The organism is Pseudoduganella sp. R-31, from assembly GCF_049913235.1.
Taxonomy (GTDB): Bacteria; Pseudomonadota; Gammaproteobacteria; order Burkholderiales; family Burkholderiaceae_D; genus Rugamonas.
Genome location: NZ_CP183986.1, coordinates 4,819,024 through 4,832,312 on the forward strand (window position 1 = coordinate 4,819,024; position 13,289 = coordinate 4,832,312).

Below are 13,289 nucleotides of genomic sequence, written 5' to 3' on the forward strand. Positions count from 1 at the left end.
CTAGAGATTGAATATGAAAATCGAGAACCAGAACCCATTGCAATGGAACTTCTCCGAGCGTGCCAAAGGCATGCAGGCGTCCTTCATCCGTGAGATCCTGAAGGTCACCCAGCAGCCTGAAATCACCTCCTTCGCCGGGGGCCTGCCTTCGCCTGCCACCTTCCCGGTGGAGATCATGCAAGCGGCCTTCGACAAGGTGCTGTCGACCAACGGTAAAGTCGCCCTGCAATACGGCCCGACCGACGGCTACATGCCGCTGCGCCAATGGATCGCCGATTCGCTGTCCCAGAACGGCGCCAAGATCGCTCCGGAACAGGTGCTGATGGTGTCCGGTTCGCAGCAGGCGCTGGACCTGATCGGCAAGGTGCTGATCGACGAAGGCAGCAAAGTGCTGGTGGAGACCCCGTCCTACCTGGGCGCGCTGCAAGCGTTCTCGGTGTACCGTCCTGACTTTCATTCTGTCGCCACCGACGAACATGGCCTGGTGCCGTCGTCGCTGGACGCGATCGCCGATGGCGCGCGCCTGCTGTACGCGCTGCCGAACTTCCAGAACCCGACCGGCCGCTCGCTGTCCGTTGCGCGCCGCCAGGAACTGGTGGAGACCTGCGCCCGCCTGAACCTGCCGCTGATCGAAGACGATCCATATGGCGCGCTGTCCTATACCGGCCAGCCTAGCCCGAAAATGGTCGCCATGAATCCGGAAGGCGTGATCTACATGGGTTCCTTCTCCAAGGTGCTGACCCCTGGCATCCGCCTGGGCTACGTCGTGGCTCCGCTGCCGATGGTTCGCCGCCTGGAGCTGGCCAAGCAGGCAGCCGACCTGCACACCGCGCAACTGACCCAGATGGTGGTGCACGAAGTGGTGAAGGATGGTTTCCTAGACAAGCACATCCCGACCATCCGCGAACTGTACGGCAACCAGTGCAAGGCCATGCTGGACGCCATGGACCAGCACTTCCCGAAAGAAGCCACCTGGACCAAGCCGGACGGCGGCATGTTCATCTGGGTCGAGCTGCCAAAGCACATCAACGCGATGGAACTGCTGGACGAAGCAATCAAGAACAAGATCGCCTTCGTGCCGGGCGCACCGTTCTACGCCAACGAGCCAGCCACCAACACCCTGCGCCTGTCCTTCGTGACCGTGCCGCCAGAGCGCATCCGCGCCGGCATTGAAGTGCTGGGCAAGTTGATCAAAGCCCGCATGTAAGCCCTGCTGCGCAGGATGAAGTTCATACCGGGGTTCATCCTCGCAGCATGGCTTGCCGTCGGCGGCGCGCACGCCGCCGACGGCAAGCCTCCTGTCGTGCTGGTGCACGGCTTCTTCGGCTTCGACCACACTACGCTTGGCGGATCGTTCCGCTATTGGGGCGGTTTCAACGATATCGCACATCACATCAGGGCCGGCAGCGGGCGCGATGTATTCACCGCCGGCGTAGGGCCGGTCAGTTCGAACTGGGACCGCGCCATCGAACTGTATTACCAGCTCAAGGGCGGTTGCGCCGACTATGGCGCCAGTCACGCGGCGCAGCATGCAAGCGCCGGACATGTCCAGAAGCCAGCCGGCAAATGCTGGGCGGCCGATCCGACCAATAATCCCGAAAAATATCCACTCGCGCTGTATCCGCAGTGGGATGCCGCGCACCCGATCCACTTGGTCGGGCATAGCCAGGGCGGCCAGACCATCCGCACCCTGATCCAGCTGATGGACCAGGGCACTGTGGGCAACGGCGGCGCGCGCGGCTGGGTAATCAGCGCCACCTCCATCGCCACGCCGCACAACGGCACCACGCTGCGCGATATCGTGGTCGACTGGCTGCCGGACGTTTCGACGCTGGCCGGCCTGGCCGTGCAGGCGAGCGGCGCTGGCGGCTCCGGCGGCTCCGGCTTCAAGTACCGCCTGGAGCAGTTCAACATGAAGGCCAGCGCGGCCGAATCAATCGACGACTTCTTCGAGCGCACGCGCGGCCACCCGTTCTGGAACCTGAACAACCACGACTCCGCGCAATGGGACCTGGCCCCGGATGGCGCCAGCGAATTGAACAGCTGGGTCAAGACTTCGCCTGATGTCTACTATTTTTCCTTCAGCGCCCAGGCCACTGAATCGCTCAGCCTCTTTGGCAAGGAATTCCAGTACCCGCGCAGCGACATGATCTTCTTCCTGCAGGGAATGGCGGGCGAATGGGTCGTGCCGTCGTTCGGCCATCCCGGCATGGGCTCTTTCAGGCAGGCGGCGCCCGGACGCGTGCCGACCGACCAGCGCTGGTTTGCCAACGACGGCGTGGTCAATACCATCAGCATGGCCGGCCCCGAGGGCAGCAAGATCCAGGCGCTGGACGGAACACCGGTCAAAGGCGTGTGGAACCACATCGGCACCATGCAAGGCATGGACCACTTCGACGTGATCGGCTGGGATGCCAAGCCTTCGGCTGCGTTGAAGATGTACGACCAGCTGATGGCCATCCTTTCCAAACTCGAGTAAGCGGGCCTGCTGGCTCGCCGTGCATTGCGATTGGCTCCGCAGGCACGGTTATGCCGCAACCGTGCGCAATCGCCCCGTGGTGAAATGAATCACACAAAAAACCACGGGAGACAAGCGCATGAAAGTGCTACCGAGCCTCACTCTGGCCGCCTGCCTGGCCGCCTCCTCCGCCCATGCAGCCAATAGCGACCCGGTCGTGCTGGTGCATGGCTTCCTCGGCTTCGGGCCGGAGACGTTCGCCGCCACGGGCTTCAAGTACTGGGGCGGGTTCAACGACATCGCCGCGCATATCCGGGGCACGCAACGGCCTGTATTCACTGCCGGCGTGGGTCCGGTCAGCTCGAACTGGGACCGCGCGGTCGAACTGTATTACCAGATCAAGGGCGGTTGCGCCGATTATGGCGCACGCCATGCCGCAGACCATGCCGCCGCCGGCCACATCCAGAAACCGGCCGGAAAATGCTGGGCCGCCGATCCGGCCAACAATCCAAACAACTACCCTGTCGCGCTGTACCCGCAATGGGATGCCCAGCACCCGCTGCATTTCGTGTCGCACAGCCAGGGCGGCCAGACCATCCGCACCCTGATCCAGTTGCTGGAAAACGGCGCGCCGAACGGCGCCGGCACGGAAGGCAGCGGCGCCCTGTACACAGGCGGCAAAGTGGGCTGGGTCAAGAGCGCGACGTCGATCTCCTCGCCGCACAACGGCACCACGCTGCGCGACGTGGTGGTTGAGTTCGTGCCGAAGGTTTCCGAACTGGCGGGCAGCATCGTCGAAGTGGCGGGCCTGGGCGGCTCCGGCGGCAGCGGCTACAAGTTCCGGCTAGAACAATACGGTCTGGCGCAGGGGCCGGCAGAATCGATCGGGGACTTCATCGACCGCACGCGCGGCGCCCCGTTCTGGCAGCTGTCCAATCACGATGCCGCGCAATGGGACCTGGCGCCCGACGGCGCAGCCCAATTGAATGGGTGGGTGAAGACTTCGCCCAACGTCTACTACTTCTCGATCGGCTCGCGCGCCACGGAGCAAGGCCACTGGTGCTGCAACAACACCGACCGCGTGATCGCGCCGTTCCAGAGCAGCGATTACCAGTACGCCCGCAACGACATGATCTTCTTCCTGAAGAACACTGCAGGCGAATGGGTGGTGCCTTCGATCCTGCAGCATGGCATGGGCTCCTACCGCTCGCCCGAGTGGTATCCGAACGATGGCGTGGTGAATACCGTCTCGATGCGCGGACCTTCCAGCCAGCCGCAGCGCAACTTCGACGGCGCACCGGTCAAGGGCAGCTGGAACTATATCGGCTACTACGACCAGTACGACCACTTCGACGTGATCGGGTGGGATTCGCCGACGTGGGCGGTGTACCCGATCTACGACAACCTGCTCAGCATCATTGGTGGCCTGTGAACGTGCGCGCTACGATAGGCATCGCATCGATCGCCCTGGCGGCTGTACTGTGGCGGGCTGGCGCGCCGGCGCCCTCGCCTGCTTCCCTGCCTACGCCGCCAGCGGCCACCGCCACTGGCAGCGCCGCTTCCGCCCCGCTTGCCCAGCCCGCGCCGGCGGCTCCGCGCAGTGCAGCCCCGACAGCCAGCACCACGACTGCCGTTGCAGGCGTCGAATCGGCCGTGCGTGAGGCGCGTCGAACCGGCAAGGGCGAACAGGAAGTCCATCGCCTGCGCAGCGAGCGGCTGCCAGCCGAACAAGTGGAAGCTCTGGCCCGCATGGAAGCAGCCGAAGCAAACTGGCGCCAGCGTCTGGAAGCCCTGCAGGCAGCATGCGCAGCCAACATCGGCTGCGACGACGCGCGCGCCAGCTTCACGCGCGAGGAACTGGCGCGAACGACCGCCTACGCCGCGCCCACCCTGCGACAGTAAACACAGTGCGCCCGCAAGCGCGGGCGCACTGTCTTATTTACTGGTGATATTGACCATGCCCTTGAAGTCGTATGGAATCACCACAGTCTGCACCTTGCCTGCCGCAATGCCTTCCGCGATCTTCATCTGGGCCTGTGCCTGCATGTAGGAGATGGCGCCGGCATTGGCGTTAAGCGCTGCAATACGCTCGGCTTCCTTCTTCGCGATCTGCACCTCGACCTCCTTGGTCTTCTCCTCGTTCTTGGCGCGCACCAGGTTGTCGGCGCTGGCCTTGACCGCATCGCTGGGAACCATGCCGCCCACGCGTACCTGCGAGATCGTGATGCCGTTCAGTTTTTCATCGTTCAGCGTCGCGATCATGGTGGCCTGGATCTCCTCCTCGATCTGCGAGCGGTTGTCGTTCATGTTCAGTGCTTCATACTTTCGCGCGACCTTGTACACTGCGTTGCGCGCAGTCTGGTAAATGTAGGCGTGCATCAGGTAGATGTCGCCGCTGGCATCCTGCGTGTGGAAGGAGCGGCTCTTGTTAACCCACAGGTCCGACACCGCCGACGGCGTGATGTTGTAGATCACGGCCAGGTCGAAATCCTTCATGGTCGAATTGTCCGCAGCCAGCGGCATCAGGTCGCGCACGTCGACGCTGACATCCTTGATCGGGAAGGTCAGGATGGAGCCGACGATCGTCTGGTTGAAGCTGCCCGCCACGCGCTCTTCGGCTTCCACGGTCTTGTCGAAGTTGACGCGCAAGCCCACCTCGCCGGTGTCGATCACCTTGCAGCCGGACAGGGCGGCTGCGGCAAGCAGGACAGGAACCAGCAGGAGTGTATGTTTTTTCATGGCGATCTCGATGAGTTGAAAGAAGCGCCATTCTATTGCTTTCCGGACAGATAAAAACCATGAAAATATCGCCAGGATTACCGTTGCCAAAGAGCTAGCGGAAGTGTTCGGATATACACCAAATGTCACAACTTTCCTTAGCTCGCCGGAAACTTTCACCAACTATCAACAAGCCAACGTCTTTTTTAGGCAAAACCTTCCTTGAATTTCTACAATTCCAATTGGCAACACGGTATCATCAAGCCCATATCCTACTCACCCCTAGTCAGCATGAATCAAGGCGGTACCAGCTTTTCGCCACGGCGTGACGCCGTGATTTTGATTGTTGATGATGCGCCGGACAACCTCTCGGTCTTGCGCAAGTTGATGGTCGAGCAGGGTTACCAAACGTACGTCGCCAACTCCGGCGAGCGCGGGCTGGAAATCGCACGCCGCGTCCACCCTCACCTGATCCTGCTCGACGTCATCATGCCCGGCATGGACGGCTTCGAGACTTGCCGCCACCTGAAATCGCACCCGGCCACGGAAGACATTCCGGTGCTGTTCATGAGCGCCCGCAACGAACAGGAAGACGTGGTGGCCGGCTTCGAACTGGGCGCAGTGGACTACATCGGCAAGCCCCTGCGCATGGCCGAAGTGTGCGCGCGGGTGCGCACGCAGCTGCAGATCCGCTTCGCCACCGAAACGCAGCAGGAACAATCGGAGCGCCTGCGCACGATCGTCAACAACATGGCGGAAGGCTTGCTGATCATCGAAGCCGATGGTCGCATCCAGTTCACCAACCCGGCCTGCGACCAGTACCTGGGGTATATGTCGCATGAACTGGCCGGCAAATCGATTTCGGATTTGCTGAATCCATTGGTAGCAGACGAATACCTCGAATACTTTGCACGCTACGCCGCCAACCCGGAAGCGGCCCACAGCCACGGCACGCGCGAAGTGATCATCCGCCACCGCACCGGCAAGTCGGTATGCATGGACCTGACGCTGACGCCGATGTTCCTGCGCCAGCCCTTGTTCATCGGCCTGCTGCACGACATCACCCACCACAAGCTGTCGGAAGATGCGCTGCAGCGCGCAGCCATGATCGACCCGCTGACTAAAATCGCGAACCGGCGCCACTTCGATTCCTTCCTCGAAAAGGAATGGCAGCGCGCCATGCGCACCGGTGCCCCGCTGTCGCTGGTGGTGCTGGATGTCGACCACTTCAAGCTGTACAACGACACGCTGGGCCATGCACAGGGCGACGTCTGCCTGCAGCAGGTAGCGCAGGCAATCGGCGCGCACGCACTGCGCGTGACCGACCTGGCAGCGCGCTATGGCGGTGAAGAATTCGTCCTGCTGTTTGCCGAAACCGACGCCGATGCCGCCTTCCAGATGGCCGAATCGATCCGCACCCATGTGGAATCGCTGCACATCCCGCACCCGCGCTCGGTCACCTCGCCGCACATCACCGTCAGCATCGGCGTAGCGACCTTGTGCCCCACGCCGACGGACAATATCGAATCGCTGTTCGTCGCCGCCGACCGCGCCATGTACGCGGCCAAGGAAGACGGACGCAACCAGGTGCGCGCCACCCGGCCGCCCACCACCGCCATCGAAGCCGCCCGCGCCGCCCTCGCCAAACGCTAATTTGAAAGTCGGGGTCAGGTCTGGCAATCCGCCATAAAAGGCACGTACGTGCCTTTTATGGCGGATTGCCAGACCTGACCCCGACTTTCTGCTTTAAAGCTTTTCGGGGTAGCCGGTGATTGCGGCGATTTCGGCGTACATCGGCTGCAGGCGTTTGTACATCTTCAGGTAGACCCGGTGGTAGAGCTGGTCGTAGGTCTTGCGGTGCGCGGGATCGGGCTGGAAGACGCGGCCCTTGCGCGTCATGGCGTTGATCGCACTGTGGAAGTCCTGGTGCAGGCCAAGGCCGGCTGCGACGGCGATGGCGGCGCCAAGGCCGCTGGTCTCGTAGACGTGGGCGCGCGCTGCCGGCAGGCCGAAGATGTCGGCCGTGAGCTGCATGGCGGCGTCGCTTTGCGAGCCGCCGCCGGCCACGCGCAGTTCGGTGATCCTGGTGCCGCTGCGCTTCTCGATGCGTTCGCGTCCTTCGCGCAAGGCGTAGGCCAGGCCTTCGAGAATGGCGCGGTACATGTGGGCGCGCGTGTGCACGTCGCCGAAGCCGATCATGGCGCCTTTTGCTTCCGGTCCGGGCACCTTGATGCCTGGGCTCCAGTATGGCTGCAGCATCAGTCCCATCGAGCCTGGCGGTACTTCATTCACCAGCCGGTCGAACAGCGCTTCCGGCGGCATGCCCTGCTCCATCGCTGCCGATTGTTCGAGGTGCCCGAATTGCTCCTTGAACCAGTTGACCATCCAGTAGCCGCGGAAGATCTGCACCTCGGTGCTGTAGGCGCCTGGAATGGCCGCTGGATAGGGCGGTATGAACGGCGTGACTTCGACGTACTTGCTGGTGGTGGTGTTGATGGTGGCTGTGGTGCCGTAACTGAGGCAGCCGATGTGCGGCTCCAGGCCGCCGGCGCCGATCACTTCGCAGGCTTTGTCGGCGGCGGCGGCCACCAGCGGCACTCCTTCGGGGATGCCGGTGGCGGCGGCGGCGCGGGCATGGATGGTGCCGATGATTTCACCGGGCTGCAGCAGTTCGGGCAGCTGATCGGGACGCACGGCCAGCGCCTGCCATTTCCAGTCGCGCGCGCCGGCCCAGGCGTGGCGCTTGTAGTCGAACGGCATGTAGGCAACCTGCGAGCCAACGGAGTCGGCGAAGCGGCCGCTCAGGCAATGATTCAGGTAGCCCGATAGCAGCAGGAACTTATGCGTACGGTCCCACAGGCCGGGCTGGTGGGCCTTGATCCAGTTGACTTCCGCTTCGCGGCGGAAGTAGTCGATGGTGCCGTCCACGCCGGCCAGCTTGAAGGCGGCCGTCCACAAAGGACCTATCGGCGGCACCTGTTCGGTGCGGCGCTGGTCCAGCCAGGTGATGGCGGCGCGCAGTGGCTTGCCTTCGCTGTCGACGGCCACCACGGTGCCGCGCTGGGTGGTGACGGCCACGCCGGCAATCGCACTGCGCGGAATGTCGGTGACGGTCCACAGGCGCTGGCAGGCGGCGCACACGGCATCCCAGTAGCCTTCCGCCTTGTGCTCTGCCCAGCCGGGCTGCTCGGAGTGGTAGGCAGGCTGCAGGTGTACTTGCGTCTTGGCGACCAGATTGCCCTGCAGGTCGAACAGCAGCGCGCGCACGCTTTGCGTGCCATTGTCGATGGAAAGAAGGTATTTGCTCATGCGCGTGCTTTCGGCAGGCTGTAGTTTGACCGGCATAATGCCAGATATGCCGCTTCTTCGGCAGCCCAGCGCTGGTCGTCCCAGCCTAGTTCCGGCTGGCAGATGGCGCGTATGCGGCCCAGCAGCGCGGCGCCGCCGTTGGCGAGCTGGATGCCAAGGCGGCTGCGGCGCAGCATCAGGTCCTCCAGGTGCTGCACGGATTCGTGGCGCGCCGCCCAGCGCAATTGGGCCCAGAGGGTTTCGGTGCCGGGGATTTCTTCGAGTTCCCCTTCCTGCGCGGCGGCTACCAGTGCCTCGGCCTGCGCGCCGTAGCGTCCTTGCAGGCGCCTTGCCTGGCCCGGCGGAAGCTGCCATGGCCTGGCTGCTCCGGCGGCGGGCCATGGGCTGGCTGGCGACGCAAAAATGGCGTGCGGCCCGAGATCGGCCTGCCAGTGCGGCAGTTGCTGCGCGGCGTGGCGCAGCACGTCGAGCGCGATGGCGCGGAAGGTGGTGAGCTTGCCGCCGGTGACGGTCAGCAGGCCGTCCTGCTGCCACAGCACGTGGTCGCGCGCTTCTTTCGAGGGGTCGGCCTTGCCGGTGTCGATCACGGGGCGCACGCCGGCGTAGGTGGCCAGTACGTCGGCCTCCGTAACGGCCAGCGTTGGGAACTGGTCGTGCAGCGCTGCCATCAGGTAATCGGTTTCTTCCTGTGTGATGGCGGCTTCCTGCTGCAGGTCGCTGCGGTGGTCGACGTCGGTGGTCCCGACGATCGTTACCCCCTCCCATGGGAAGGCGAAGACCGGGCGGCCGTCGTGCGGGTGCATCAGGCTGATCGCCTGCGCCAGCGGAAGGCGCCAGGCCGGCAGCACCAGGTGGCTGCCGCGCAAGGGCCGCAGCCGCGCGGCCGGCTTGTCGTGCAGGCGGTCGGCCCAGGCGCCGGTGGCGTTCACCACCAGCCTGGCGCGCACCTCGTGCCTCGCGCCGCTCACTGCGCAGCGCACCAGGGCGCCGCGTACACCTGCGGCCACATTGGCCGCCCCGGCGGCGCCATCGCGCAGCAAGGACTGCACCGCGCAGTAGTTGACCGCGACACCGCCGTGCGATTGCGCTTCCTGCAACACGCGCATGACCAGGCGCGCGTCGTCGGTCCTGGCGTCCTGGTAGCAGATGCCGCCTTGCAGGCCTTCAGTGCGGATATGCGGCGCCATCGCCAGGAATTCCTGTGCGCCGAAATAGTGGCGGGCGCGCTGCCCGGCCATGCGGTCATAGATCGCCAGTCCAAGCAGGAAGGCTCGGCGGCCCGGCTTGCGGCCGGCGTAGTCGCCAAAGGCAAAGCCGAGCGGCTCCACCAGCCCTGGCGCATCGCGCAGCAGCGCATCGCGTTCGTGGACCGATTCGCGGGTCAGTGCAAACTGGCCCTCCTTCAGGTAGCGCAGGCCGCCGTGGACCAGCTTCGATGAACGGCTCGACGTGCCCCAGGCAAAGTCGCGCTGCTCGACCAGCAGGGCGCGCAGGCCGCGGCGCGAAGCTTCAAGCAGGATGCCGGCGCCGGTAATGCCGCCGCCAATGACCAGCAGATCCCATTGCTGCGCCAGCAACGCGGCCACCTGCCCACGGCCGTCCGTCTTCCAGTGCGGCGCGCCGCTCGCCCCGGCGTGGCCTGAGGCCGGCTTCATGCCGCCTGCTCCGCCGGCAGCAGCTTGCCGGGATTCATGATGCCCTGCGGGTCGAAGTGCGAGAACAGTGCCTGCATGGCGGCGATGCCTGCCGTTCCCTTCTCTGCTGCGAGATAAGGGGCGTGGTCGCTGCCCACGCCGTGCTGGTGGCTGATGGTGCCGCCGTTGTCGACGATCGCCATGCTGACCGCATGCTTGAGCGCACGCCAGCGCGCCATGTCTGTTTCGAAATCGCCGCCGAGGCGGTAGACAAAGGTCGTATAGACGCTGGCGCCCTGGGCGTACAGGTGCGACAGGTGGGTATAGGTGTGCACCTTTTCGCCCATTGCGCCCAGGGCGCCCGTCGCCGCCGCTTCGACCGCCCGCATCATCAACGAGACGCGCGGCCAGTCGACCGCTGTCTCCACCGTATCGATCACATAGCCTTGCGTCCAGGCCGCGTTGCGCAGGTAGACGTTGCGGAAGCGTCCTTCCTTCCACTTGTCGCCCATGCGGCGGCCGACGTGCACCCCATTGAAGCCGCGGCAGGCCGCGAAGGCGCTGCGCAAGGCGGCGCGGGCTTGCGCGCGCGAGCCGCTGGCGCCGATCATCAGCATGCATTTCCCTTCACCGCAGCCGCGCAGCTTCAGCCAGCCTTCCAGCAGGCCAATCAGGCGCTTGTGGCCGGCCAGCGCCAGCATGGTCACGGTTTCCAGCGGGTTCGACAGGCGCAGCATCGACAGGCCGCCGCGCGCCTGCGCCAGCGCACGAACGGCTGCTTCGGCGCGTTCCCAGTCGGGGAAGAAGATGGCGTGGAAGGCCTCGTACTCCGGCAGCGCGCTCACGCGCACCGTCGCCTCGGTCAGGATGCCCATGCGGCCTTCGGAGCCGAGCACGATTTCGCGCAAGTCGGTCCCGGCCGCGGAGGCCGGGAAAGTCTGGATGTCCAGCCGCCCCTTCGGCGTCTCGACCACGCCACCGGCGAACAGCTGCTCGATGCGGCCATAACGCAAGGACTGCTGGCCGGATGAACGGGTCACGACCCAGCCGCCCAGCGTCGAATATTCGAACGATTGCGGGAAATGGCCGAGCATATAGCCGTGCGCCCGCAGTTGCGCCTCCAGGTCCGGGCCCAGCACCCCGGCGCCAAAGGTGGCGAGCTGGGACTGCTTGTCCAGGTTGTGCAAGCGCCCCATGCGCGTCATGTTCACCGCCAGTACGGGCCTGTCGCCGGCCGGCGCGGTCAGGTGCCCCGCCACGCTGGTGCCGCCACCCTGGGGGATCAGCGACACGCCATGCAGCTGCGCGTAGCCGATCAATTCGCGCACCTGCTGCGAACTTTCCGGATAAGCCACGCCATCGGGCGCGCTGCCGATGCGGCCATAGCGCAGCTTGAGCCAGTCCGGCAGGCTTTGTCCCAGCGCGTTGCGCAGGCGGGTGGCCGGCGTCGTATCGACCATGGGATGCGCGGGCAGGCGCGATCCGGCAAGCGAGGCGCACGCCGCGTCAAAGCTGGCGTCCTGCACCGGCTTGCCGGGGCCGATGCGGCTGGCCAGGAACGCCAGCGCCTCATCATGCAGTGGGAATTCGACCGTCTCCTCGCCCCAACCGTTCCATCGTTTCATATGCAATCCCTTGTTATACTTTGCTCAATAAACTTTAATCCATTGCCACCCGCCAGTCTTGCTTTTTCATGCCAGAAGAATTGTTCGATCATGCCAAGCTTGCTCGCGTAGCAGGCTCCTACCTGCAACCCATGCTGGAGGCGGCCGCAGCGCGCGGAGTGACGGCGCAAGCGCTGGAGCAGGCTGCCGGCCTGCCCGCCGGCGCCCTGGAGCCGCTGCCGGAAGCCCTGCCGGCCGACATCTATGTGAAATTGCTGGATATCGCCGCCAGGCTGGCCGATGACCCGCACTTCGGCCTGCACGTGGGCGAGCGCGTCAAACTGGGCACGTACACGGTCTATGGACTGATCCTGCTGAGCTGCCGCGATTTCGGCCAGGCCTTCGAGCAGACGATGCGCTACGAGCAGCTGGCGCACGACCTGGGGCGTTCCACGCTGCAGGTGCACGGCGCGCTGGCCGACTACACCTGGCATTCGAACTACCCTGCGCAGCAGCGCCACCTGGCCGACAGCGTGTTCGCCGGCATCCGCGTGTTTGGCAACTGGCTGGCCGGCACCACGCTGCCGCCGGCCGAATTGTCGCTGATGCACGACGGCGGCGACCCTGCCGGCCACGCCGAATACATGCGCGTGTTCGGCGCCCTGCCCCGCTTCAATGCAATGTCCAACGTGGCGCAATTCGAAGCCGCGCTGCTGTCATGGCCGGTGCCGAACGCGGACGTGAGCCTGTATCCGGTGCTGCAGCAGCACGCGGAACAACTTCTCAAGCAGCGTGCGGCGCCGGCATCGGCCGGCATCGTGGCGCAGGTGCATGAGGCCATCGTGCGCCGGCTGTCGCAGGGCCAGGTGCGGGTTGCCAGCGTGGCGCAAGAGCTGAAGCTGGCGCCGCGCACCCTGCAGCGCAAGCTGGCCGACGCCGGCTCCAGCTTCCAGCAGGTGCTGGACGACGCGCGCTTTGCGCTGGCACGCGATTATCTGCGCCAGCCCGGCCTGTCGCTGGTCGATATCGCCTTCCTGCTTGGCTACCAGGAGCAGAGCGCCTTTACCCATGCCTTCCGAGAGTGGTCGGGCATGAATCCTGGCGCATGGCGCGCGGCGGGGCGTTAAATCTCCGTGCCGCGCACGCGGATGAAGGGGCCGATGCAGCTTCCCATGTCGCGCCGCTGGCACATCAGGAACATATTGTTCGAGGGGTGGAAGACGATGAAGGCCTGGATCACGTGGCCGACCTCGGTGACCTCGCCGGTGCAATCCTTCTTGCCGTTGTCTTTCACGATCTTGTCGTTGGATTGGTAGAAGCCGTCGCCGTCGGGCTGGTCGTCGATCTGGAATTCCGATTCCGCTATCTCGGCAGCACTGGTGATCAGTGCCGAGCCGTCGGCCCTGATGCGGTACATCTCGTGGCAGGAACCATCGGGCAGCTCGAAACGCCAGGTGCCGACAATGGGATGGTCGTTGCGCAAGGGGCCGGCAAGCGTCCCCTGGGCAGCCAGCAGGGCTGCGGCAAGCAACAGGTATAGTTTCATGGCAGCCCCCGGCGGAGTGA

The 13,289-nt window shown here is 64.8% G+C and carries 11 protein-coding genes; 6 read left to right on the forward strand and 5 right to left on the reverse strand.

All coding sequences use genetic code 11. The annotated features are described in order from the left end of the window. Window positions 1-13 precede the first annotated feature (13 nt). The 4 genes from ACN9MY_RS21760 to ACN9MY_RS21775 all read left to right on the forward strand — a co-directional run bounded on the left by ACN9MY_RS21760 (window position 14) and on the right by ACN9MY_RS21775 (window position 4,360). A complete protein-coding gene (locus ACN9MY_RS21760; RefSeq protein WP_426162605.1) occupies window positions 14-1,207 on the forward strand; it encodes a PLP-dependent aminotransferase family protein in 1,194 nt (397 codons plus the stop codon). A gap of 15 nt (window positions 1,208-1,222) precedes the next feature. Beyond that, window positions 1,223-2,479, forward strand: coding sequence for an esterase/lipase family protein (locus ACN9MY_RS21765; RefSeq protein ID WP_426336123.1), 1,257 nt, complete (start codon window positions 1,223-1,225; stop codon window positions 2,477-2,479). A 118-nt stretch (window positions 2,480-2,597) separates the two neighbouring features. Then, window positions 2,598-3,890 carry an esterase/lipase family protein gene (locus ACN9MY_RS21770; RefSeq protein WP_426162607.1) on the forward strand — a complete coding sequence of 431 codons (1,293 nt, stop codon included), beginning with the start codon at window positions 2,598-2,600 and terminating at the stop codon, window positions 3,888-3,890. Window positions 3,891-3,892: 2 nt separating this feature from the next. Beyond that, window positions 3,893-4,360 carry a hypothetical protein gene (locus ACN9MY_RS21775; RefSeq protein WP_426162608.1) on the forward strand — a complete coding sequence of 156 codons (468 nt, stop codon included), beginning with the start codon at window positions 3,893-3,895 and terminating at the stop codon, window positions 4,358-4,360. Between the two features lie 33 nt (window positions 4,361-4,393). Here ACN9MY_RS21775 and ACN9MY_RS21780 read toward each other — a convergent pair whose 3' ends face one another. Next, on the reverse strand, window positions 4,394-5,197 hold the full coding sequence (locus ACN9MY_RS21780) for an SPFH domain-containing protein (protein WP_426162609.1): 804 nt from the start codon (window positions 5,195-5,197) through the stop codon (window positions 4,394-4,396). 270 nt (window positions 5,198-5,467) lie between these two features. Here ACN9MY_RS21780 and ACN9MY_RS21785 point away from each other — a divergent pair, with 270 nt between their 5' ends. Continuing rightward, entirely contained in the window at window positions 5,468-6,829 is a 1,362-nt protein-coding gene (locus tag ACN9MY_RS21785) for a diguanylate cyclase domain-containing protein (RefSeq protein WP_426336124.1), read from the forward strand. A 93-nt stretch (window positions 6,830-6,922) separates the two neighbouring features. On the opposite strand, the gene ACN9MY_RS21790 is transcribed toward ACN9MY_RS21785, so the two are convergent. Genes ACN9MY_RS21790 through ACN9MY_RS21800 form a run of 3 tightly spaced genes read right to left on the reverse strand, consistent with a single transcriptional unit; the run spans window position 6,923 to window position 11,744 of the window. Beyond that, on the reverse strand, window positions 6,923-8,485 hold the full coding sequence (locus ACN9MY_RS21790) for an FGGY-family carbohydrate kinase (protein ID WP_426336125.1): 1,563 nt from the start codon (window positions 8,483-8,485) through the stop codon (window positions 6,923-6,925). After that, window positions 8,482-10,140, reverse strand: a complete 1,659-nt coding sequence (locus tag ACN9MY_RS21795) for a glycerol-3-phosphate dehydrogenase/oxidase (RefSeq protein WP_426336126.1) — start codon at window positions 10,138-10,140, stop codon at window positions 8,482-8,484. Before ACN9MY_RS21795 ends, ACN9MY_RS21790 begins: the two co-directional genes overlap by 4 nt. Beyond that, window positions 10,137-11,744 (reverse strand): FAD-binding oxidoreductase, encoded by a 1,608-nt coding sequence (locus ACN9MY_RS21800; RefSeq protein ID WP_426336127.1) that lies wholly within the window; start codon window positions 11,742-11,744, stop codon window positions 10,137-10,139. The genes ACN9MY_RS21795 and ACN9MY_RS21800 overlap by 4 nt, the downstream gene beginning before the upstream one ends. 68 nt (window positions 11,745-11,812) lie before the next feature. Here ACN9MY_RS21800 and ACN9MY_RS21805 point away from each other — a divergent pair, with 68 nt between their 5' ends. Continuing rightward, window positions 11,813-12,850 (forward strand): AraC family transcriptional regulator, encoded by a 1,038-nt coding sequence (locus ACN9MY_RS21805; protein ID WP_426336128.1) that lies wholly within the window; start codon window positions 11,813-11,815, stop codon window positions 12,848-12,850. Here the strand turns inward: ACN9MY_RS21805 and ACN9MY_RS21810 are convergent. Next, window positions 12,847-13,269, reverse strand: a complete 423-nt coding sequence (locus ACN9MY_RS21810) for a hypothetical protein (protein ID WP_426336129.1) — start codon at window positions 13,267-13,269, stop codon at window positions 12,847-12,849. The genes ACN9MY_RS21805 and ACN9MY_RS21810 overlap by 4 nt on opposite strands. Window positions 13,270-13,289: the final 20 nt, after the last annotated feature.

Excerpts from the sequence above, each read along its gene's own strand:
- ACN9MY_RS21760 (WP_426162605.1), top strand. The coding sequence starts at position 14 with ATGAAAATCGAGAACCAGAACCCATTGCAATGGAACTTCTCCGAGCGT.
- ACN9MY_RS21790 (WP_426336125.1), bottom strand. The coding sequence starts at position 8,485 with ATGAGCAAATACCTTCTTTCCATCGACAATGGCACGCAAAGCGTGCGC.
- ACN9MY_RS21800 (WP_426336127.1), bottom strand. The coding sequence starts at position 11,744 with ATGAAACGATGGAACGGTTGGGGCGAGGAGACGGTCGAATTCCCACTG.
- ACN9MY_RS21785 (WP_426336124.1), top strand. The coding sequence starts at position 5,468 with ATGAATCAAGGCGGTACCAGCTTTTCGCCACGGCGTGACGCCGTGATT.
- ACN9MY_RS21780 (WP_426162609.1), bottom strand. The coding sequence starts at position 5,197 with ATGAAAAAACATACACTCCTGCTGGTTCCTGTCCTGCTTGCCGCAGCC.
- ACN9MY_RS21765 (WP_426336123.1), top strand. The coding sequence starts at position 1,223 with ATGAAGTTCATACCGGGGTTCATCCTCGCAGCATGGCTTGCCGTCGGC.
- ACN9MY_RS21770 (WP_426162607.1), top strand. The coding sequence starts at position 2,598 with ATGAAAGTGCTACCGAGCCTCACTCTGGCCGCCTGCCTGGCCGCCTCC.
- ACN9MY_RS21795 (WP_426336126.1), bottom strand. The coding sequence starts at position 10,140 with ATGAAGCCGGCCTCAGGCCACGCCGGGGCGAGCGGCGCGCCGCACTGG.
- ACN9MY_RS21810 (WP_426336129.1), bottom strand. The coding sequence starts at position 13,269 with ATGAAACTATACCTGTTGCTTGCCGCAGCCCTGCTGGCTGCCCAGGGG.
- ACN9MY_RS21805 (WP_426336128.1), top strand. The coding sequence starts at position 11,813 with ATGCCAGAAGAATTGTTCGATCATGCCAAGCTTGCTCGCGTAGCAGGC.